The organism is Streptomyces albus subsp. albus, from assembly GCF_000719865.1.
Taxonomy (GTDB): Bacteria; Actinomycetota; Actinomycetes; order Streptomycetales; family Streptomycetaceae; genus Streptomyces; species Streptomyces albus_E.
Window position 1 is genome coordinate 1 of sequence record NZ_JOID01000036.1, and the last position, 22,288, is coordinate 22,288.

Here is a 22,288-nt window from a genome sequence, read left to right on the forward strand (position 1 = left end):
GGGGCGGGGGCGGGGGGAGCCGAATGCTCCGTACCACCGCTCCCGCCGGGCCGGGGCCCGTCGCCGGTGACGGCGCCGTCGGCCGAGGCCGCCAGCCAGCCGCCGAGGCCGGCCACCGCCACCAGCCCCGCCACGATCACGCCCAGCCGGATCCGGCGGCGGCGCAGCGCCTCGGCCCGGCGGCGCGCCGAACCGGGGCGGGGCTCGCCCGGCCTGCGGGGCACCCGGGCGGTGCCGTGCGCCCCGCCCGCGAGCTCGTCGGCGCTGGGGACGCGCATGCTGGTGTGGGTGTCGCGCCCGGAGTCGGGCGCCGAGCCGTACACCAGGGGCACGGCGCCCCGGCGGGGCTGCTCGGGGACGGAGCGGAGCGGCTCGGCCCGCTCCTCCGCCGCGGGGTCGTCCCCGGACCGTTCGGAGTCCGGCTCGTCCACGTCGAGCGGCGGGATCCCGGCCAGGTCGGGCAGCAGCTCCCGGAGCCGGCCGGCCAGCTCGGCCGCGCGCAGCCGGGAGGCGGGCGACTTGGCCAGGCACTGGACGAGCAGCTGCCACAGCTCGTCGGGGATGCCGGGCAGCGGGGCCACCGTCTCGGTCACATGGCGGCGCAGCACGGCGCCGGGGTGGCCGCCGCCGAAGGGGGTGAACCCGGCGAGCAGTTCGTACAGGACGGTCGCCAGGGCGTAGATGTCGACGGAGGCGCGGGGCGGCAGGCCCTCGACGATCTCCGGGGCCAGGTAGTCCGGGGTGCCGATGATGTTGCGGGCCGCGCCGGCCTGCCCGGCGCGGCCGCCCTGGCCGGGGCGGGGGGCCGGCCCGGCTCCGGCGGTGGAGCGCAGGGCGCGGGCCCGGGCGGGGGAGTCGACGAGCCGGGCGACGCCGAAGTCGGTCAGCAGTGCCGGGTGGGCGCCGCCGGGGCCGAGCGGGCCCTCCATGTCGAGCAGGATGTTCTCCGGCTTGACATCGCGGTGCGCGATGCCCGCGGCGTGCGCGGCGGCGAGGGCGTCGGCCACGTCGGCGGCGACGGCGACGGCGGCCTCCGGGGCCAGCCGGCGCTCCCGTTCGAGACGGGTGCGCAGATCGGTGCCGCGCACCAGGTCCATGACGAGGGCCAGGTCGTTGCCGTCCACGACGAGGTCGCGGACGCCGACGATCCGGGGGTGGTCGAGGCCGAGGAGCGCGGTGCGCTCCTGGACGAAGCGTTCGACGAGGTCCTCGTCCGAGGCGAGGTCCTCGCGCAGGAGTTTGACGGCGACCGGGCCCTCGGGCCCCTCGCCCAGCCACACCGTCCCGGCGGACCCCCGCCCGAGGATCTGATGGACGGTGTACCGGCTACCGATCTTGCGTGCCAAGACTGCTCCGACGTGTCACGCCCTCCGCGCGGAGGGCAGGCGTGGGCCACCAACAGGAGTGGGCCACCAAGCTACGCGGCCACCGAGGTGTCCGTTGCCCAGGATGGGGCCAACCATCACTTCTGCGCGGTAAATCGGGGCCCGTAAGTCGACAAGTCTCCACAGTGGCGGAGGTGTTGCGGCCCGGGCGCGCGGCCCGGGGTCACTGGCCGGCGCCCGGGTCGAGCTCGGGGGCCTTGATGTCGGGGGTCTCCGGGAGCTGCTCGGACGCCTCGCCGAGCTGCGAGAACCAGTCGACGACCTCGCCGATGCCGTCGGTCGTGGCCTGCCAGAAGCTCTTGCCCTCCGCGATCCAGCTCTGGACCGGGGTGAACTCCCAGACGAGCCACGCCGCCAGGACGAAGACCACGATGGTGAAGAGGCAGCCCTTGAGGCAGCCGAGCCCGGGGATCCGCATCGGGTTGGCGCTGCGCGGGCGCGGCTCCCGGCGCGGCGCGGGGGCCGGCGGGGGCGGCGGGGCGTACCGCTGGGGCTGCGGCTCCTGCCGGCGGCGGGGCTCCCGGCGCGGCTGGGGCCGGGGCTGCGGCTGCTGCTGCGGGGGCGGCGCGTAGGGGGCCGGCTGCTGCTGTTGCTGCGGGGCCGGGCGGCGCTGCGGGCGGCGGCGGAGGGGGTCGTCCTCCGGGTCGAGGTACTGGACCTGGGTCTGCTCGTTGCGGTCGCGGGCCGCGCGCATCTGGTTCTGCCAGGGGTGCTCGCCGTCCTGGCCCTCCCCCGCTCCGGGCGGCCCGGGCGGCACGGGGGGCATCGCGCGGGTGGCGCCGGCGTGGTCCGGGCCGCCGGGCCCGCCGCCGGCGGGCAGGAAGGCCGTCTGCGCGTTGGGGTCGTAGGCGCTCGCGCCGGACGGCAGCACCTGCGTCGGGTCGGCGTCCCCGCCGCCGGCCGCTCCCGCGCCGTGGCCGGCGGTGGCGCCGGGTACGGGCGCGGGCGCCGGGTCGGGCGCGAGCAGCGCGGCGACGCCGAGGGCCGCCTCGGCCTGGGCGGGGCTGGCGTGCACGCCGACGCCCGAGGCGACCGTACGGAGGCCGCGGGCGAGGTTGACGGCGCTGGGCCGCTGGTCCGGGTTCTTCCGCAGGCAGTGCTCGATGACCGTCCAGAGCGGTTCGGGGACGGTGGTGGGGCGGCGCGGCTCCTCGCTGAGGTGCTTCTGCAGCACCTCCAGGGCCGTCTCCCCCGCGAACGGCGGGCGGCCGGTGACGAGTTCGTAGAGGAGGATGCCGCAGCCGTAGATGTCGACGGCGGAGGTCTGCGGACGGCCCTCGGCGGACTCCGGCGCGACGTAGGCGGGGGTGCCGACGAACTCGTGGGTGCGGGTCAGGCCGGGTGAGTCGGCGAGCCGGGCGATGCCGAAGTCGGTGAGCATCGGGTGCATCTCGCCGCTCGCGCCGGTCGCCAGCAGGACGTTGGCGGGCTTGAGGTCGCGGTGGACGACGCCGTCGGCGTGGCTGGCGGCGAGCGCGTCGGCGATCTGCGCGGTCAGCAGGGCGGTGGCGACCGGCGTGAACGGGCCGTTCTGGCGCAGGTACCGGAAGAGGTCCGGGCCGTCGATGAGGTCCATCACGAGGGCCAGCAGATCGCCCTCGACCACGAGGTCCCGGGTGCGGACGATGTTGGGGTGGGTGAGCCGGAGCAGCACCGACCGCTCGCGCAGGAAGCGCATCACGACGTCGGGGTCGTGGGCCAGCTCCTCCTTGAGGACCTTGATCGCGACGGCCTCGCCGGGATGCCCGGCCACAGCCGCCTCCGCGCCCGCCGTCTCGCGCTGCCGGGCCCGCCAGACGGTGCCGGTGGCCCCGCGGCCGAGCGGCTCTTCGAGCAGATACTTACTGCCTACCGGCCGCACGTCATGCGCTCCCTACGTCCTGGTACCGGGCCTCGTTCCGCGGAGGGGACTCCACGGGGCCGTTCCGCCCCACTCTAGTGCCGGGTCGCGGGCCGGCGGCGGGTCGTGCGCTGTTCCCCGGTCCCCTCCCGGCGGACCGGACGCGGCGCCACCCACCGGGAGGACGCCGTCGCCGGGCCGGCGGTTGCCCCGCGGCCCGTTGCCCGGCCCGGCGGGGCCGGCGGGCGGAGGCGGGCTGAGGCGACGCCTCCGGGAGCGCCGGGCGCGAGCCGGCCGGGAAGGGGACGCGATCGGTCGCCGGAGCGACAGAAGAAGCGACGGGGAGCGACAGAGAGCGACAGGGGATGCCGCCACTGGCGCTCCGTCAGGCGCTTTTTGGCCGGACCGCGACCATTCAAGATCGAATAACGGTGGTCGCCGGGCGGGATGTCGCCGGCAGGTGCGAGGATGCATCCACGCACGGAGGAGCGGGGAGCGGGGGCTCCGCGCTCTGTGGTGACCTGTACGTGCCGAGCGCCCGTGCACGGACGGGGGACGGACCGGGCCCCTGCCGCGTCCGGGCGGAAGGGACCGCTGACGGCGATGCAGATCCGCTTGACCGTCCTCGGGCCGCTCAGCGGCCATGCCCCGCGTTCCTGTGATGTGCTCGTCACGGCCCCCGCGGGGACGGCGCTGGCCGCGGTGGCCGGCGGCCTCGCGGCCACCGTGGCCGCCGGCGCGGAGCCCGGGCGCGGCGCGGAGACCGGCGGCCCCGGCGGATCCGTTGCTGCCGGCGCCCGGTCGTCCGGCGCGGCGCAGAACCCTTCCTCCGTCGCGCTGTACGCGGGTTCCGAGCGGCTCGACGGCCGCCGTTGCGTCCTGGGCGAACCGCCGCTCGTCGACGGCGCGGTGCTGTCCCTCCACGCCCCGGTCGAGCCCGGTCTGCACCCCGGTATCGCCCAGGAGACGGCCGCGCGGGGCGCCGCCCGGCTCCACGTCGTCGCCGGGCCGGACGCGGGCGGGGTCCATCTGCTGCACGGCGGGCAGATCCGGATCGGCCGCTCCGCGGACGCCGATGTCCCGCTCGACGACCCCGACGTCTCCCGGCTGCACTGCGCGGTGACGCTCGCCGGGGACGGCCGGGTGACCGTCGCGGATCTCGGTTCGACCAACGGCACGGCGGTCGACGGCGCGCCGGTGGACGGCCGGTCCCGGCCGCTGCCGCCCGGTGCCCTGCTCCGCGTCGGGGAGTCGGCGCTGCGGCTGGAGTCCGCGGCGGACGCCGGGGAGGAACCTCCGGCCGCGCCCGCGGGAGCGGGCGCGGTGCGGCGGCCGGCGGTGCTGCCCGGCGCGCTCCCGGTGGCCCCGGACGGTGAGGGCCGGCTGCGGGTCGAGCCGCCCGGCGCCCCGGGCGCCGGTGGACGGGCGCCCGACGGGGCCTCCCGCGCTGCCCGCGCCACCAGCCCCGCTCCGGCCCCGGCCGCCGGCACGACGCGTCCGGGCGGCGGGCTTCCGGGCGGACGGCCGGGGCAGGACGGCCGGTACGGCAGCACCGGCGGGCAGGCGCCGTGCGACCCCCGCGAGCGGGCCCCCGGCGAACAGGGGCGGCCGCGTCATCCACACGGCGGCACCGGAGAGTCGGGGCACGCGCTGCCCGGCCGCGGCGAGCCGGGACACGGCGACGCTCACGGCCGCGGCGAGCCCGGATACGGCGAAGCCGGGTACAGCGGCGCCGGATACGGCGCGCAGGATCCGTCCGGCCGGGCGCTGGTGCCCGGGCAGCGGAACCCGGGCGGGGATCCGGACCGGGAGCCGGCCGCGCCCGGCGAGTGGCCCGACGGCCCCCGGGAACACACGGTGACCGGCCACGGCGGCACCCCCCTTCCCTGCGGCCGCCCCGCCGGCGAGACCCGCGCCGCCGAGGGCAGCGGCGCCTTCCGCGGCCCTGAACGCGGTGACGCGGCACCGGAGTGGCCGCCGAGCCCGCCCGAGCACGGCACCGTCCGGCCCGGCGTGCCCGCCGGGGCGCCCCCGCTGCCCGCGTACGCCGCCGGCCGTCCCGCTTCCCCGCCCGGGGAGGCCGCGGGCGAGGGGCCGGACCGCCGCACCGGGCGCCGCGGCCGCGGCATAGGAGCCTGGGCCCGCCGCCTGGCCGGCGGCCGCGCCGAGGAGGAACCCGCCGGGACCGGCCGGCCGGCGGACCCCGCCGCACCGTCCGCCGCCGCGGCCGCCGCGCTGCACCGGCGCTGGCCCGATCCCTCCGAGATCCTGCTCACCGCCCTGGGCCCCGGCCCGCGGCTGTGGGAGCGCGGCCCCGGCCACCCCGACGCGCTGGTGGTACGGCTCGGCACGGCCGACCGCGCGGGGGTGCCGGCATTCCCCGTCACCGTGGGACTGCGGCAGGCCGGTTCGCTGGGCCTGGCCGGTCCGCGCGCCCGGCTGGCGGGGCTGGCCCGGTCCGTCGTCGCGCAACTGGCGGCGCTGCACTCCCCCGCCACCCTGGAACTCGTCCTGATCAGCGCCGACCCGGCGCGGGAGCTGCGGGAGCGGATGGCCGACTGGGCCTGGCTCGGCTGGCTGCCGCAGCTGCGTCCGGCGCACGGCCAGGACTGCCGCCTGCTGCTCGCCTACGACCACGAGCAGGCCGCCGCCCGGATCGCGGAGTTGGCCCGCCAGGTGGAGGAAGCACCCCTCCCCGGAGCGGCCGGTCACGGCAGCGGCAGCACGGCGTCCCGGGAGGACGGCTCGTACACCGTGGTGGTCCTGGACGGCGATCCCGGCTCCCCGGAGCTGCGGGAGGCCACGGCCCGGCTGGCGGGTGCCGGCCCGGCCGCCGGGGTCCATCTCCTCTGCGCGGTGGAGACCCCGGCCGCCTCGCCCGCGGCTCCCCTGCTGGCCAACTTCGAGACCGCGCGCGCGGTGTCCCCGGCGTTCGGGGAGTGCGGCGCGGTGGCGATGCTGAGCGGTGAGGTGGCCACGGCGCTCCGGCTGATACACCTTCCGGCCGACCGGCCCGGGGCGTACGCACCGCGAGGCCCGGCCGACGCCGCCCCGGACGCCGCCCCGGCCGCCGCCCCGGACGCCCGCACCGCGTACGGGGAGCACGGCCCCGGCGTCCCGTACGGCACCGCGCCGGGCGCTGCGCCGGGCACCGCCGGACCCGGCGGTCCGCGGTCCGCCGACCCGGCGGACACCCACGGCCTGTCGTCCCGCGCCGTGGCGGCGGAGCGCGCCCCGGGCGGGCGCCGCCCCGCCGTGCCGGACAACGGGACGGCCGCGGTCGCCGACGCCGTGTCCGCCGCCTGGGCCGAACGCTTCGCCCGGTCGCTGGCACCGCTGAGGCTGCCGGACGCCGGGCCCGGCGCGAGCGGCCCCGGCGGATCGCGGCGGGTGGCGGTGACGCTGCCCCGTGCGGCCCGGCTGCTGGACGAACTGGGGCTGGCCCGCGCCACCCCCGCCTCGCTGACGGCCCGGTGGGCCGCCGCGGCCGACCCCGGGACGCCGCCGGGCGGCAGGCTCTGCGCGGTGCTCGGCGCGGGACCGCACGGCCCGCTCACGGTGGACGTGGCGGCGGAGGGCCCGCATCTGCTGGTCGAGGGCGGCGCGGGCAGCGGCAAGACGGAGCTGCTGCGGTCGCTGGCCGCCTCGCTGGCGGCGGCCGACCGGCCCGACCGGCTGGCGATGGCCCTGGTGGACGGCGGCGGGCTGCGCTCCCCGCAGCCGGAGGCGCGCGGCGAGGGGCTGCGCGCCTGCACGGACCTCCCGCATGTGACGACGTATGTGACCGGGGTCGACCCGGTGCGGATGCGGGCCTTCGCCCAGGCGCTCAGCTCGGAGCTGAAACGGCGGGCCGAACTCCTGGACGGGCTGGACTTCGCCGAGTGGCACGCCCGCCGGTCCGGCCGCGCGGAACGGCCGGTGCGGCGTACGGCGGAGCGCCCGGGCGGCGAACGGCGGAGCGGTGACCCGGAGGCGGAGTCCGGAGGCACACTGCAGCTCCGGGTGCGCGGCGCGGGCCGTCCCTGGGAGCACGGCGCTCCCGCTGCGGGCAACTCCCCCGGGGCTTCCGGAAGTTCCTCCGGTTCGGGCCCGGGTGGCGGCGGGGCGCTCACCGGTACCGTGCCGGCCCCGGCCGGGAGCGTACGCGGCGGCGCGTCCGCCGGGGCGGAGCCGGAGGCCCGTGCGGCGGCCGGCCCGGAGGCGCTGCCCCGGCTGGTGGTCCTCGTCGACGACTTCGACGCCCTGCTGTCCCCCGCGCTCGGCAGCACCGGCCGCCCGGCGGCCGGCTCCGTGGTGCGGGCACTGGAGGCGGTGGCCCGGGAAGGCGCCCGGCTCGGGGTCCATCTGGTCGCGGCGAGCGGCCATCCGGAGCGCACGGCCGGCACCGCCGCGGCGGAGGCGGCCGGGGTGCGGGTCGCCCTGGAGGTGCTGCCCGCCGTCACCGACGGCCCGGAGAAGGCGGAGGCCACGGCGGGACGCGGCCGGCTGACGGGCCGCGACGGCGCGGTCGTCTGGTTCCAGGCGGGCCGGGTCACCGGCCGCATCCCGCGGACGGCCACCCAGCGGCCGACGGTGGTGCCCCTCGACTGGGAACGCATGGGCGATCCCCCGGCACGCCGCCCGCTCCGTGAACTGGGCAACGGGCCGACCGACTTGGCGCTGCTGGCCAGTGCCCTGCAGCGGGCGGCCGAGTCGGCCGACGCGGCTCCGGCTCCGCCACTGGTCTGACGGGGCCCGGGCCCGCCGCGGCCGGGCGGCCGCCGCGCCCGGCACTCGGCGCGCGAACGGCGGGCCCGGGCCGGTGGGACCGGCACGGACGCGGGGCGCCCCCGGCCCCGTACCCGCCCCGCCGGCCGCCCCCGGGTGTCTGTTGTCGGCGCACCCTGCCCGGGCCGCGGTCCACCCGCTCGCCCCGGGGACCGTTCACCGCGCGAAAGGGGTCGGATACCCCGCGGCCGCCCTGCCCGAACGGGTTTCCGGGCGCCGTCCCCTACGCGCGTTCAACAAGCCTGACTGCCCATCACGGCCCGGTCACAATAGGTCAGTTGATCACTGTCCCGGTATTGCGACCGCTCTCCTCCGGGGCATAGGACTGTCGCACAGTAGGTACGGGACGAGCCCCGTGCGGTCGGCCGTCGGAGGAACGGGCGCCCGCACACGGGCCGGCCCCCTCACGGGGGTTCACGGGTGGGGCCCAGGCGGGACCCAGGAGAGGTCGGGCACGATGCGCACAACTCTCACCACCGCGAACAGAGCGGCACGCGGAGCACGCTCCGCAGGCAGGCACACCACACGCACCACACGGGCCGTACTGGCCGCCGTCACCGCGAGCGCCCTCGCACTCACCGCCGCCGGCTGCGGCGGTGGCGGGGAGGGCGACGGGAAGGATGGCGAGAGCGGCGGCGAGGGCAAGAGCGCCGTCACCGTCGACCTGCCGAAGCTGAAGGGCGAGAAGCTCCAGGTCGCCGCCGTCTGGACGGGTGCGGAGCAGAAGAACTTCAAGGCGGTGCTGGACGAGTTCGAGAAGCGGACCGGTGCCGAGGTGTCGTTCGTCCCCACCGGCGACTCCATCTCCACCTTCCTCGGTACGAAGATCGAGGGGGGCCAGCCGCCGGACATCGCGCTGCTCCCCCAGGTCGGCGCGCTCAAGCAGTTCGCGGCCCAGGGCAAGCTGAAGCCGGCCGGCGAGGAGGCGCAGGAGCAGCTGGAGAAGAACTTCTCCCAGGGCTGGCGGGATCTCGGCGCCCACGAGGGCAAGCAGTACGGCGTCTACTTCAAGGCCGCCAACAAGTCCCTGGTCTGGTACAACACCGCGGCCTTCGAGAACGCGGGCGTGGAGGAGCCGGGCACCTGGGACGAGTTCCTCGACACCGCCCGCACCGTCTCCGACTCCGGCGTGGCGCCGGTCTCCGTCGGCGGCGCGGACGGCTGGACGCTCACCGACTGGTTCGAGAACGTCTATCTCTCCCAGGCCGGCCCGGAGAAGTACGACCAGCTCGCCGAACACAAGATCAAGTGGACCGACCCCTCCGTCAAGGAGGCGCTGGAGACCCTCGGTGAGCTGTTCGGCGACAAGACGCTGATCGCCGGCGGCCCGGGCGGCGCGCTGCAGACGGAGTTCCCGAAGTCCGTCACCCAGACCTTCGCGGGCGGTGACGCGCCGGAGGCCGCCATGGTCTTCGAGGGCGACTTCGTGGCCGTCAACATCACCTCGGACACCGAGGCGAAGATCGGCACCGACGCCAAGGTCTTCCCGTTCCCGGCCGTGGGGGACGAATCGCCGGTGGTCAGCGCCGGTGACGTGGCCGTCGCGCTCAAGGACGGCAAGGGACCGCAGGCCCTGCTGACCTTCCTGGCCTCCACGGACGCCGCCGAGATCTGGGCGAAGGCCGGCGGCTTCATCTCGCCCAACAAGGAACTCGACCTCAAGGCTTACCCGGACGACGTCCAGCGGGACATCGCCAAGGCCCTGATCGAAGCCGGGGACGACTTCCGCTTCGACATGTCCGACCAGGCGCCGGCCTCCTTCGGCGGCACCAAGGGCGAGGGCGAGTGGAAGGCCCTCCAGGACTTCCTGAAGAACCCCGACGACGTGGCGGGTGCCCAGAAGCGGCTGGAAGCGGAAGCCGCCAAGGCCTACAAGGACTGACGGGCGGCCGCCACCGATGACGACAGCGACCGCGGGGGGCGCGGCCACACCCGGCGCCCCGCCCCCCGTCACCAAGAAGCCCGTCACCAAGAAGGGCGTGACCGGCACCCGGGCGTGGATCGCGGCGTGCTTCCTGCTGCCCGCGCTCGTGCTGCTGGCCGCGCTCGTGGTCTACCCGATCGGGTACTCCGTGGTGCGGAGCTTCTTCGACACGGAGGGCACCGCCTTCGTCGGCCTGGACAACTACGGCGAGCTGTTCTCCGACCCGGGCACCCGGACCGCGCTCAAGAACAACCTGGTCTGGGTGATCGTCGCCCCGGCCGTCTCCACGGCGCTCGGCCTGATCTACGCCGTGCTCACGGAACGGGTGCGCTGGGGCACCGCCTTCAAGATGATCGTCTTCATGCCGATGGCGATCTCCATGCTGGCGGCGGGCATCATCTTCACCCTCGTCTACCAGCAGGACCCGGAGCGCGGGGTCGCCAACGCCGTGTGGACGGGCGTCCACGACACCTTCTCCGAGTCCTCGGCCTATCCGGGCGCCCGGCCGCGCCCGAACGCGGGGATCGAGAAGACGGCGGGCGGCTCCTTCACCACCGGGGAGACCGTACGGGCCGGTGACCCGGCCGGCCTGCCGCTCGTCGGCATCCCCCCGGCCGAGGTACCGAAGGACGCGGCCCAGGCCGTGGCCGCGAAGCCGGACGGGGAGCAGGTCACCGGCACCGTCTGGCTCGACTTCACGCCCGGCGGGGGCGGCGAGGCCGGGGTGATCGACCGGGGCGAGAAGGCCCTGGCCGGGGTGAAGGTCGAGGCGGTCCGGGGCGGCGAGGTCGTCGCCAGCGCCGAGTCCGGCGAGGACGGGACGTACAGCCTGCCCGCGAGCGCGTCCGGAGCCCAGCTGCGGCTGCCCGGCTCCAACTTCACGGAGGCGTACAACGGCATCAACTGGCTCGGCCCGAACCTCGTCACCCCCGCCATCATCGGCAGCTACATCTGGATGTGGGCCGGCTTCGCCATGGTCCTCATCGGGGCGGGGCTGGCGAGCGTGCCGCGCGAGCTGATGGAGGCGGCGCGGGTGGACGGGGCCAACGAGTGGCAGGTCTTCCGCAAGGTGACGGTGCCGCTGCTGGCACCGGTGCTGGCGGTGGTGACCGTCACCCTGATGATCAACGTGCTGAAGATCTTCGACCTCGTCTACATCCTGGCGCCGGGGGCCACGCAGAGCGACGCCAACGTCCTCGCCCTCCAGCTGTATCTGCTGTCCTTCGGCACCGACGCCGAACAGGGCGTCGGCAGCGCGATCGCCGTGGTCCTGCTGCTGCTGGTGGTGCCGGTGATGGCCTTCAACATCCGCCGCATGCGAAGGGAGCGACGCCCGTGAGCGCCTCGACGGACCCGGGCCCCGGGTGCTCGGCGGAGCGGAAGGGTCCGGGCGGCCCGGGCGGCCCGGGCGCCGGCGACGGCCCGGCGGTGGCGAAGACGGCCGGCGTACCCGGTCAGTCCGGGCCCGCGGACGCGCCCGCTCCCTCCGGTGCATCCGATCCATCCGCGCCGTCTGCTCCCTCCGCTCCCTCCGGCCCGGGCAAACCCTCGGCCGTCTCCCGCCTGGCGGCCCGTACGAGCGGCGGCCTCGTCCAGACCGTCCTGCTGCTGATCGCCCTGTTCTGGCTGACGCCGACGATCGGCCTGCTGGTCTCCTCGCTCCGCGAGACCTCGGACATCGCCACCAGCGGCTGGTGGACGGTCTTCACCGAGCCCGCGCAGCTCACCGTGGACAACTACGCCAACCTGCTCGGGAACGACGACATCACCACCTCGCTGTGGACGACCGTGGCGATCACGGTGCCGTCCACGGTGCTCGTCATCGTCATCGGCGCGCTCGCCGGCTACGCCTTCGCCTGGCTGGACTTCCCGGGCCGCGACTGGGTGTTCATGGCGGTCGTGGCCCTGCTGGTGGTGCCGGTGCAGGTGGCGCTGATCCCGGTGTCGAAGCTCTTCAACAGCCTGGGGATCTTCCAGACGCTGGCGGGCGTGGTCTTCTTCCACGTCGCCTTCGGCCTGCCGTTCGCCGTCTTCCTGCTGCGGAACTTCTTCGCGGAGATCCCCCGCGAACTGCTGGAGGCGGCCCGGCTGGACGGAGCGGGCGAGATCCGGCTGTTCACCCGGGTCGTCCTGCCGCTGGGCGGCCCGGCGATCGCCTCGCTGGGCATCTTCCAGTTCCTCTGGGTCTGGAACGACATGCTGGTGGCGCTGATCTTCGCGGACCCCGGCTCACCGCCGGTCACCGTGGCGCTCCAGCAGCAGGTACGCCAGTTCGGCAACAACATCGACGTCCTGGCGTCGGGCGCCTTCGTCTCGATGGTGATCCCCCTGGCGGTCTTCTTCGCCTTCCAACGCCAGTTCGTCAACGGGGTAATGGCGGGCGCCGTCAAATAACGACGCCGCGCGGGCCGGAAACGCCCCGCACACTCCGCGCTCCGTGCGCCGCAGTGGGCACCGGTCGCTCCGGTGCCCACTGCGGCAGCGAGCCGGCAGGCCCTGCCGCGGTGGGAACTCAGCGGATGAGGCGGCCGGTGAACCCGTCGCGGACGAGGGACTCGAAAGCCGCACGCACGTCCTCCGGGACCTCCTGTTCGATGGCGAAGCCGAGCCGCGGATACTCCATCACTCGCTGGAGGTCACCGACGAGTTGGTCGATGACGAGTTTCTCGTCGCCGATGCTCTTCAGGTAGTCGTCGAACCCCAGTGGCGCCGATGCGCAGATCACCTCAGCCTCCGGCCACAACTTGCGCGCGGTGGCGAAGGCGCGCCGCTCCATGTACGGCACGGAAATCAGCATCGCGCTCTTCACCGTGATCCCGGCATCGGCCAGGGCCTCACGGGAGTAAGTGATGTTCTGGCCGGTGTTGCGGGCCTTGGGCTCCACCAGGATCGCCTCGTCGGGAACGCCGAGTTCAACAGCGCGCTCCCGGAAGTGGACGGCTTCGCCCCGGGGGAACCTCTCCGGGGCGGTGGCATTGCGTCCGCCGGTGAAGACCAGGGCCGGGAAGAGCCCGGCGTGATATAGGCGGGCGCAGTACGCGGGTACACCGATGTCGTGGCTGCCCAGCCCGATCGCGGCATCGACCGGCCGGACCTCATGACGCATCTGGTGGTAGTCCCAGAGCAGTTCGGCCCGCTGCCGCTGGTGTTCGGCGAGGACCCGCTGGCTGTCCGTCACGCCGCGTCTCCCTGGTCACCGTCGCCGGAGGCGGTCCGGCCCTGCCCCTTCCCGTGAGGGGTGAGCCCCGGCTCACCTCCCGCCCGGGTGAGGTCGAGGTGGAGGGCGAAGACGCCGAGGGCTTCCTTCTCGGGCGGGTAGATGTCGCGGATCGCGGCGACAAGCTCGGCATGCGACATGTCGGGCCCGCCGATCTCGGTCGGGTTCTCGGCAGCCAGCATCGCGGCGAACGAGTCGTACGCGTTCACCGCGGTGACGCGAGTCGTCAGTACCCGGTCCGCGCACGTGATCCGCAGCAGGTCCCCGGCGGTGATCCTGCGGATCTTGGGATAGCCGACGCGGACCTCGACGGTCTTGGCGCCGGACGCGATGAGGTCGAAGTACGGCTCTCGCATGGTGAGGGAGTGCTCGGCAGGCTGCTGCGGACCGGTCACGTGGTGCCTCCTTCGGGTTCGTGTCCCAGGGCTGTGGACACGTCCGGGCGGGCGGCCGCGTCGGCTGCGGCCAGCCTTTCGCGCAAAGCCTCTACGGCCTCCCGGCGGGGATAGCGGCGGGTCAGGAAGCTGGCCAGGTCACCGGCCCGGTGACGAACGGAGTCGACGACGCGCGCGGAGTCGAGGGCTTGGTGACCGAGAGCGACGGCGTCGTCGGGATCGCCGAGGAGGGCATGGGCGAGAGCCAGGTCGATGCGGGCGATGGCTTCGCGGCTGGGGGACCGGGCGGCCGCAGGGGCCGCTTCGTAGGTCGCGAGAGCCCGTTCAGCATGGTGCCGGGCCTTCTCGGCCTGCCGGAGCCAGATGAACGAGGTCGCCGAATAGGAGGTCAGCGCATAGTCCGCCAGGGGCAGTACGTCCAGGCCGAAGCGGCGGGGCGACCGCGGCGGCAGGGTGCCGTAGGCCTCCCCGGCTGCTCGGAAGGCGGCGGTGCAGCCCTCCGCGTCACCGTCGGCGGCGGCAGCGCGCGCAACTTGGGCATGCAGCCGCACGGTCAGCGGATGGTCTCCCGGTGCTTCGCTGAGGCCCTTGAGGGCCGCGTCACGCGCCTGTCCGGGCCGCTGTTCGTACAAGCTGATGGAGGCTGCGGCGTCCATCGCCCACGCGCACAGCCGGCCGTGACCGGCCTGCTGTCCGTGGACGAACGCGTCGGTGGCGAAGGCCAGACCGGTGCGGGCGTCCCCGAGATCGTGGGCGAGCCAGGCCAGGAGTTCGGACAGCCAGCCGGCGAACGTCAGCAGCTCACCTTTCTGCCGGTGCGTGTGCCGGCCTGCGAGGAGGGCACCCACCTTGCGCCGGTAGTCCATCACCGCGTCGAAGACCGCCCTGGGCGGCTTCAGTGAGTACGCGCGGTTGAACTCGGTGACCGCGAGGTCAAGGTGGTTCAGGGTCCCCGAGCCGAGCGAGGTGGCCTCGGCCTGCCGGGTGAACTCCATGGCTTCGGCAGCGGCCTGTTCGAGGATCTTGGCTGTGGTGGCCGGCGAGGCCATGGCCAGGCCGGCGAGTTTCACCGCGTCGCGACGCTTCGTTGCCTCCACCTCCGTGAAGGTCCGCGAGTCTGCGCCCGCTTGGGCTGCTTCCCTTTCGGAGAGTGTTCCATCCGGGCCCTGTCTCCTCCAGAGCGGACTGGGTCCGTCCGCCACAGGTGCGGGCGAGTAGTCGTGGGCGAAGCCCAATTCGACCGGTCCGGTGGCGAACAGGCGGCACAGCAGATCCTGGTACTCCGGGCTGGGCAGTCGGCCGGCCTCCCAGTCCTTCCAGGAACGCTCGGAAAGGCCCACCTTGGCCAAGCGCTCGCTCTCAACGAGCTGGTGGGCAGCGGCGACGGCCTGAGCAACCGTCCAGCCCATGGCCAAGCGGCGGCATTTGAGGCGGCGGTGACCGCAATGGGCCTCAATCTCGACGGCTATCAGCGCGGCCAGGGCCTGCGGCACAGGATCGGGGGACCCGGCCCGGCCCAGGGCCCGCTCGCGCAGTGATCTGCCGCACGACACGTCGTGGACCGCTTTGGGCTGCTCCTTCACCTGGCTTCTCACCGGTCGACTCCCCCACGGGCACAAGGGCGACGCCGGACCGCGCCGCCTCTGATGACCAACGAGTTCGTGCCTGCCCCGGCACGCCATCAGACCTGTCCGCTGTGGGCGGACCGGCCGCCCACTGAGGGCGATGAACCCGCCCATGAAGGGCGGGCACCTGTCACTACCTGCGGCAACGCAGGCGGATCACTCTTGATCCCGGTCGTCGGATCCGGCTGGAGGCACCACCTGCCCCTGCTCCGCTGCTGAGGCACATCCCTGCCACCGGCCCGACCGGCACCGGCCGAGCCTGCCTTCAGCAGGGCCTTGACACCGAAAGCGAGACCGGCATGTCCGAACTGATGACGCAGAAGTACTTCGACGCCAGGCCCCGATCTGTGAGCCTGGCACGAAAGTTCACCACCGCCACCCTGGCTTCCTGGGGGCTGGACGGGCTCACGGACGATGTCCGGCTTTGTGTTTCCGAGCTGGCCACCAACGCGCTCGTGCACGGGACCGAGCCGGGACGCGGCTTCCTCGTCAAGCTGGCCCACGATGACACTGTCCTGCGCCTGGAGGTGCACGACAGCCGCAGTCTTCGACGCGACAGCCACCGGCCGCGCGTCCACGACCCGGACCCGGCGGATGCGTCCGGTCGCGGTCTGCTGCTCGTCCAGCTGCTCGCCGACGCGTGGGGAGTCGAGAGCCGCCAGCCGTTCGGCAAGATCGTCTGGTCTCGGTTCAAGGCCGTCGCCGCCACCCGAGAAGCAGCATGCTCGCCGTCGCAGCCCGCGTACCATCCGTTCACATCCCTTCCCCGCGCGGTCCGCACTGACCCATGAAGGGGCGACGGTCCGGAACGCGCGCTCGGACGGCCCGGCGGCAGGCCACCACCGGCCGCGCCCGGGGTGGGTCCGGGCCGGGCTTGGGCCGGGATCCGCCGTCGCGGCGGATAGGTTTGTCCGCATGGATGCCGATACGCCGGAGCCGGTGACCGCCGGGCAGATCAGTGTGATCGTGATCGGCTACAACGACGCGGCGCACATCAGGAACGCGGTGCGCTCCGCCCTCGGCCAAGGTCCCGCCGTCCGCGAGGTGATCGCCGTGGACGACGCCTCCACCGACGGCACCGGCGGCCTGCTCGACCGGATGGCGGCCCGCGAGCCCCGGCTGCGCGTGCGGCACCGGGCCGTCAACAGCGGCGGCTGCGGCAGTCCCCGCAATGACGGGCTGCGCCAGGCCACCGCCCCATACGTCATGTTCCTCGACAGCGACGACGTGCTGCCGCCGGGCGCCGCCGACGCCCTCCTCGCCGCCGCCCGCCGGCACGCCGCACCGGTCGTCGCCGGCGCCTGCCTCCGGCGCGAACTGCCGCAGCGGCGCGACACCCGCTGGCAGCGCGGGCTCTTCCTGTCCGAGGCGGTCCACGACGCGCCGGAGCTGCAGCCGCGCCTGGTCCGCGACACCCTGTGCGTCAACAAGCTGTACGACCGGGCCTTCCTCGCCGCGCACGACATCGCCTTCCCCGAAGGCCCGTTCCGCTACGAGGACTTCGTCTTCACCGCCCGGGTCCTGGCCGCCCGCCCCCGGATCGCCGTCATCCCCGACACCGTCTACATCTGGCACGTCCGCCGCGCCGCCGCCCAGCCGTCCATCTCGCTGGACCGGGACCACGTGGACGGCTGGCGCGCCCGGCTGACGGCGCACCGGCTGGCCGTGGACACCCTGGAACTGGCCGGGCAGCGGCGGCTCGCCCACGCCGCCCGGGTGAAGTTCCTCGACCACGACCTGCGGATATACCTGCGGGAGCTGAACCGGCGCGACGAGGACCACCGCATCGCCTGGTGGGACCTCGCCCGGGAACACCTGGAGTCGTTCGGCGAGGAGGATCTGCTCGCGGCCCGCGCGCCCGCGCGGTGGAGCGCCCGGGTCATCGCGGCCGCCGGGCACCCCCGGGATGTGGAGCGGCTGGCCGGGCTCGCCGTCCACCCGCCACGGCTGCTGCCGCCGTACGCCCGCGTCAACGGGCGGCCGGTATGGGCCATCGATCTGCCGACCGTCCCGCTCGACGGGGTGGACGAGACGCCGCTGCACCGGCTGCCGGTCACCGTCGACGGGGTGCTCAGCACGTACCAGCGCGGCCCCGGCCGAGGCGGCGGACACCGCGGCGACGGAGGCCCCGGGAACGGCGGCGGCCGGAACGGGGAGGGGGGCACCAGCGGCAGCGGCACCGGAGCCGGTGCCGTCGCCGCCGGGGCCATGGGCCTCACCCGGCCCCGGCTGCGGCTCACCCTCCGCGTGCACGAGCTGTACGGACGGCTGCTGGCCGCCGGCGGCCCGGTCACCGTGGACATCGAACTGCGCCACCGCGACGACGGCCGGCTGGGGCAGGCCCGGAACGCCGTCCTCACCCGGGACGACACCGCGGCCCCGTCCTGGACCGCCGAGGTCCTGCTCGGCCCGGAGGCCCCGGGCGCCGCCGGGCCACCCCCGGCGGCGGCGCGCGGCGGAACGCAGGAGACGTGGGACGTCCGGGTCAGGGTCCGCTGCGCGGACGGCAGTTCGGTCTACACCGGCGTACGGGCCACCGGTCCGCTGCCGCGCCGCGGGGTGGCGGCGGGCCGGCACGGGCTGCTGCTTTTGCACCCGTTCGAGGCGGCGGGGGGATCGCTGGCGCTGCGGGTGGCGCGTGGGCCGCGTAACGCGCTCCGTATCGTCGGCCGGGCGCTGCGGCGAGGGCTGGCCGAGCGGTGGTGAGCGCGCCGTCCCGGCCCCCGCTCAGCGGTCGATCTCGTCGAACAGGGCTTCCCAGCGGTCGAGTACCGCGGGCAGCGCGAGCGGGGCAACGTGCTCCCGTGCCGCGCGCCCGAAACGCTCCCGCAGCGCGCCGTCCGTCGTCAGGTCGCGCAGCGCGGCGGTGAACGCCTCCTGATCGCCGGGGCGTACCAGCCTGCCGGTGCGGCCGTCGGCGACCAACTCCCGCACCCCGTCCGAGAGATCGAAGCTCACCACGGGCACTCCGCAGGCCGCCGCCTCCGCCACGGCCATCGGGCGCCCCTCGCGCTCGCTGGTGAGCGCCAGCACGGACAGCTCGCGGTAGGCGGCTGCCACATCGCGCACGCTGCCCCGGAAGACGACTCTCTCCGCGCAGCCGAGCCGGGCGGCCCGCCCCCGCAGCTCCGCCTCCAGCGGCCCGTCGCCGAAGAGGTGCAGCTCCCAGCCGGGCCGGTCCGGGGCGATCTCCGCGAAGGCGTCGATCAGCCGGTCCAGCCGCTTGATCTCCTCCAGCCTGCCGACGGCGCCGATCCGGCGGGTGTCGAGCGGAGCCGGAGCGGAGGGGGGCGTGAACGGCAGTGGGTTGGGCATCACGGCGGCGTTCGGCAGCCGCTGCCGGCGGAAGTCGGCGGCGTCGCCCTCGCTGAGGAAGAGGGCCTTCTCCAGCTCCGGGTAGTGCCGCAGGATGAGCCGGAGGTTCGCCGAGGCGCGCGCCTGCGCGAACGACTCGTGGTACTGGCCGATGCCCTTGAGCCGCGGCCGGTCCACGGCGGAGAGCCAGTCGACGGCCCAGGGCGAGCCGATGATGACGTAGCCGCGGTCGGCGGTGGCGAACCGGGCGGCCAGCCGGGCCCGCGCCCGGTCGCGCTCGGCGCGGCGTGCCCGGGCCTCCAGCAGCCGGGCGGGGCCGAGGCGTTCGGTGAGGCTGCGCGCCGGGCGGAGGGGCGACGCGGGGGCGGGGTAGAGCGTGGTGTGCCGGTAGGCGGGATCGGCGTGGTAACGGTACGGCTCCGGGCTCGGCCGGATGCCGATCAGCTCCGTACGGTGCCCGCGCTCGCCGAACCCCTGCGCGAGGGTGTGCAGCACGCGCTGGGAGCCGCCCATCGAGTCGACGTCGATGCCCACGAGGAAGACGGTGCGCCCCCGGGGCGCCGCGCGGGCTCCGGCGCGTGCGTCCCCGCGCTCGTCCCCGCGTGCGCCCTCATATGCGCTCCTGTGTGCGCCGGCGCCCGCACCCCCGCTCACCGTGCGCCCCCTTCGAAGAACCGGTCGACCACGGCCTTGCTCTCCCGGCCGGTGTCCCGGGAGGCGAACATCTCGCGGAAACGGGCGTACGCCCCGGCCCACTCGACGGTCACCCGGTCCAAGTCCCTCACCGCCGCCACCAGTTCGCCGGTGGTTTCCAGCATCGGCCCGGGGGCGATGTCCGGCAGGTCGTAGTACGTCCCGCGCGAGCCGCCGCTGTACTCCTCGTAGTCGTCGGTGAACAGCAGGATCGGCCGGCCCAGGGCGGCGTAGTCGAACATCAGGGAGGAGTAGTCCGTCACCAGCGCGTCGGAGGCCAGCAGCAGGTCGTTGACATCGGTGAAGCCCCGGCCGTCGCGGATCGCGTGCCCGAGCTCCGGCGGCACGGTGAACCGGTCGTAGGCATGCGGCCGGACGACCACGGTCCACTCCTCGCCGATCCCCTCGGCCAGCTCCGCCAGGTCCACCCGGATCGAGTCGCCGCTGCCGCGCAGGCCGTCCCGGAAGGTCGGCGCGTAGAGCAGCACCCGGCGGCCGTCCGGGATCTGCAGCCGGTGGCGGGCGGCGGCGGCGCGGTCCCGCTGCGCGGGCTCGTTCCAGCGCACCAGGACGTCGTTGCGCGGCAGCCCACAGCGGAGCAGTTCACCGGTGTAGCCGTTGGCCCGGACGAACGTGCGCTCGAACTCCTCGCTGGGCGCGATCAGGACGTCCCAGCGGGCCACCATCTCCCGGTGCCTGCGCCGCCGTTCCTCGCCGCCCAGCCGCAACTCCGGGGTGTCGAAGCCCATGTGCTTCAGCGCCTGGCCGTGCCAGGTCTGCAGATAGCGGGTCTCGGGGCGCTTGGCGTAGACGGAGGGGATGCCGTGCGAGTCCACCCAGTACGCGGCCCGGGCGAGCGTACGGACGTACGCCCAGCTGCCGCGCCGGACGAGCGGCACTCCGGGCGGGAAGGAGGAGCGGTCCCCCGCGTACGACCACACGCTGCGGTACGGCAGCCCGCGCCGCACCAGTTCCTCGTGGATGTAGCGGGGGCTGTCGGTGTAGCCGGCGCCCTCCATCGCCTCGAAGAGCACCAGGTGCCGGTCGACCGGCAGCCGCCACAGCTCGCGCTCGGCCATCGCCTTCAGCCGGGGACTCGTCAGCCGCCGCCGCAGCCGCAGGACCCCGCGGTGGACCGGGCCCAGCCGGGGCGCCAGCTCGGCCGCCAGGCGCAGCGCGCCGGCACGCCGCCAGCGGAACTCCAGCCGCCCGGCGCCCTTCTCCTCGCAGACGACGCGGAGTTCGTGGCCGCAGAGCGGTCCGGCGCGGGGCAGCGCCGTCCGCAGGGGCGGTAGATCGAGCGGGGCCAGCAGCGGGTCCCGGCGGGTCAGGCCGTGCCGGGTGAGGACGACCACCGGGTGACGGCGGCCGGCGAAGCCCTGGGGCCGGAGGGGGATGCGGCGCGGATCGAGGATGAGCTCGGCGGTGTACTCGCCACCGGTGCGGCCGGCCGCCGCGGCGTTACCGGGGCCGGGCTTGGACGCGGCGCCGGTGCCGGACTGGGTCCCGGACTCGGCGCCGGTCCCGGCCGCAGCGCCGGTCGTGCCGGCGGGCCTCTCGAGCCCGGCGGTCCCGGCGGTCCCGGCGGTCCCGGCGGCGCGGTGCGTACCGGCCGTCCCCGTCTCCCCCGGCTGCGCACCCGTGAGCCGGCGGTAGCGGAACGGGACCTTCAGGGGCGCCCCGCCCGCGCTCAGCCACAGCTCGGCCGTCAGCCCGTCCTCCCCGCCCGGCGTGCCGGCGGTGTCCGTGAGCAGTCCCGCCGGGTCATGGGTGCGCAGCCGGAGCCGGAGCAGTGGCCCTTCGGGGACGAGGGCTTCGGCCTCGTGGCGTATCCGGCCGCCGGCGAACGGCTGTTCCGTCAACCGCCAGGCGGTGATGTCCAGATCGGCGGCCGCGTCCGTCCCGGCGGCCGGGAGCCGCGCGCCCCAGTACACCCGCCCGGCACCGTCCCGTACGGCGTGGCGCGGCGCGATGCCCGGCCGCCCGAGCGCCCGGGCGCACTGCCGCACCTCCGCGTACCGGCCCTCGCGGAGCAGCCGCAGGCAGACGCGCTCGTCGCGCGGGAGCGAGGCGACCGCCTCCGGCGCGAGGCCGTCCAGATAGGGGACGGTCTCGGCCGCGAAGCGCCCGGTCCACTCCGGGCCGCGGAAGGCCAGATCGCCCAGGTGGAGGCGGAAGTCGTGGTGCAGGAACTTGCGGTCCTTGGCAGGGCGCAGACCGGTGTTGCCGCTCTCCTCCAGAAAGCCGTCGATCATCCGGGCCACGGCGATCCGGTCGATGACGTTCCGGATGCGATGGCGGCTGGAGGAGATCGACGGCCGGGCGGGGTCGGCCGCCAGGTGCCAGGTGTAGACGGGCCAGGGGACCACGGCGAACCGGCGGGCCAGGGTGAAGGCGCGCGCGGAGAAGAGCTGGTCCTCGTAGTGGATGCCCTCCGGGAAGCGCAGCCGGTGGCGGGCGATGAAGGAGGCCGCGTAGAGCTTGTTGGTGGAGAGGTGGTCGAAGAAGAACTCCGGCGCCTCCCGGATACCGTCGACCACCCGTTCGTCCGCGAAGAGGTCCGGGTACCAGAGGCCGGTGGTGCCGGACTCCTCGTAGAGCCGCGTCACCTCGCCGGTGACGAAGTCCGCGCCGGTGCGCTCGGCGGTGAGCAGCATCGACTTGCAGGCGTGCCGGGGCAGTTCGTCGTCGCTGTCGAGGAACATCAGCCAGGGGGCGCGGGCCGCCTCGATGCCGCGGTTGCGGGGGGCGCTGCAGCCGCCGCTGTTCGCGGGGAGGCGGAGGACCCGCACCCGGTCCGGGTCGGCGGCGGCCAGGCGGAGGGCCGTCTCGTGGGAGCCGTCGGTGCTGTGGTCGTCGACGATCACGATCTCGACGGCGTTCAGCGTCTGGGCCAGGACGGAGCGCACGGCGGCCGGGAGGCGCTCGGCGTCGTTGTAGACGATCACGATCACCGAGACGTCCGGGGTCCGCCCGCTCCGCCTCCCCTCCCCGGTCGTCATGCTCATCCCTGCCTCCCGCACGGGCCGGATACGGACAGAACGGGATCATCCGTCGTCCCATCGTACGGAGGCCCCCGCGGATCCGCGCGGGGGACGGAACGGCGGCGGCCCCGCACGCCGCGCAA

13 protein-coding genes are annotated in these 22,288 nt (G+C 75.1%); 6 read left to right on the forward strand and 7 right to left on the reverse strand.

What is annotated here, in order from left to right; genetic code table 11:
• Both IF83_RS0126755 and IF83_RS0126760 read right to left on the reverse strand, forming a co-directional pair.
• The coding region (locus IF83_RS0126755; protein WP_030548473.1) for a serine/threonine-protein kinase at nucleotides 1-1,346 on the reverse strand (1,346 nt) is incomplete at its 3' end.
• 202 nt (nucleotides 1,347-1,548) lie between these two features.
• Nucleotides 1,549-3,246 carry a serine/threonine-protein kinase gene (locus tag IF83_RS0126760; RefSeq protein WP_051723452.1) on the reverse strand — a complete coding sequence of 566 codons (1,698 nt, stop codon included), beginning with the start codon at nucleotides 3,244-3,246 and terminating at the stop codon, nucleotides 1,549-1,551.
• A 582-nt stretch (nucleotides 3,247-3,828) separates the two neighbouring features.
• Here IF83_RS0126760 and IF83_RS0126765 point away from each other — a divergent pair.
• From IF83_RS0126765 to IF83_RS0126780, 4 genes are all read left to right on the forward strand, one after another.
• Nucleotides 3,829-7,953 carry an FHA domain-containing protein gene (locus tag IF83_RS0126765; RefSeq protein WP_030548477.1) on the forward strand — a complete coding sequence of 1,375 codons (4,125 nt, stop codon included), beginning with the start codon at nucleotides 3,829-3,831 and terminating at the stop codon, nucleotides 7,951-7,953.
• A 496-nt stretch (nucleotides 7,954-8,449) separates the two neighbouring features.
• Complete coding sequence (locus tag IF83_RS0126770) at nucleotides 8,450-9,874, forward strand: ABC transporter substrate-binding protein (protein ID WP_078843910.1); 1,425 nt, start codon at nucleotides 8,450-8,452, stop codon at nucleotides 9,872-9,874.
• Between the two features lie 16 nt (nucleotides 9,875-9,890).
• Nucleotides 9,891-11,255: a carbohydrate ABC transporter permease gene (locus IF83_RS0126775; RefSeq protein ID WP_030548480.1), complete on the forward strand. Its 1,365-nt coding sequence runs from the start codon at nucleotides 9,891-9,893 to the stop codon at nucleotides 11,253-11,255.
• A gap of 224 nt (nucleotides 11,256-11,479) precedes the next feature.
• Nucleotides 11,480-12,310 carry a carbohydrate ABC transporter permease gene (locus IF83_RS0126780; RefSeq protein WP_030548482.1) on the forward strand — a complete coding sequence of 277 codons (831 nt, stop codon included), beginning with the start codon at nucleotides 11,480-11,482 and terminating at the stop codon, nucleotides 12,308-12,310.
• A gap of 118 nt (nucleotides 12,311-12,428) precedes the next feature.
• Here IF83_RS0126780 and IF83_RS0126785 read toward each other — a convergent pair whose 3' ends face one another.
• Genes IF83_RS0126785 through IF83_RS35090 form a run of 3 tightly spaced genes read right to left on the reverse strand, consistent with a single transcriptional unit; the run spans nucleotide 12,429 to nucleotide 15,123 of the window.
• Nucleotides 12,429-13,094 carry a YdcF family protein gene (locus IF83_RS0126785; RefSeq protein WP_030548484.1) on the reverse strand — a complete coding sequence of 222 codons (666 nt, stop codon included), beginning with the start codon at nucleotides 13,092-13,094 and terminating at the stop codon, nucleotides 12,429-12,431.
• Nucleotides 13,091-13,528 (reverse strand): ASCH domain-containing protein, encoded by a 438-nt coding sequence (locus tag IF83_RS0126790; protein ID WP_244177216.1) that lies wholly within the window; start codon nucleotides 13,526-13,528, stop codon nucleotides 13,091-13,093. The genes IF83_RS0126785 and IF83_RS0126790 overlap by 4 nt, the downstream gene beginning before the upstream one ends.
• Nucleotides 13,525-15,123, reverse strand: coding sequence for a hypothetical protein (locus IF83_RS35090; protein ID WP_244177217.1), 1,599 nt, complete (start codon nucleotides 15,121-15,123; stop codon nucleotides 13,525-13,527). Before IF83_RS35090 ends, IF83_RS0126790 begins: the two co-directional genes overlap by 4 nt.
• Nucleotides 15,124-15,452: 329 nt before the next feature.
• Between IF83_RS35090 and IF83_RS0126805 the strand changes: the two genes are divergently transcribed.
• Together IF83_RS0126805 and IF83_RS30710 are read left to right on the forward strand one after the other, a co-directional pair.
• A complete protein-coding gene (locus IF83_RS0126805) occupies nucleotides 15,453-15,944 on the forward strand; it encodes an ATP-binding protein (protein ID WP_078843911.1) in 492 nt (163 codons plus the stop codon).
• Between the two features lie 124 nt (nucleotides 15,945-16,068).
• The gene (locus IF83_RS30710) at nucleotides 16,069-17,859 is read left to right on the forward strand and encodes a glycosyltransferase family 2 protein (protein ID WP_037681550.1); all 1,791 of its coding nucleotides are present in this window, start codon (nucleotides 16,069-16,071) and stop codon (nucleotides 17,857-17,859) included.
• Between the two features lie 21 nt (nucleotides 17,860-17,880).
• Here IF83_RS30710 and IF83_RS0126815 read toward each other — a convergent pair whose 3' ends face one another.
• On the reverse strand, nucleotides 17,881-19,002 hold the full coding sequence (locus tag IF83_RS0126815) for a glycosyltransferase (RefSeq protein ID WP_030548494.1): 1,122 nt from the start codon (nucleotides 19,000-19,002) through the stop codon (nucleotides 17,881-17,883).
• 116 nt (nucleotides 19,003-19,118) lie between these two features.
• The gene (locus IF83_RS35095; RefSeq protein ID WP_244177218.1) at nucleotides 19,119-22,169 is read right to left on the reverse strand and encodes a bifunctional glycosyltransferase/CDP-glycerol:glycerophosphate glycerophosphotransferase; all 3,051 of its coding nucleotides are present in this window, start codon (nucleotides 22,167-22,169) and stop codon (nucleotides 19,119-19,121) included.
• Nucleotides 22,170-22,288 lie beyond the last annotated feature (119 nt).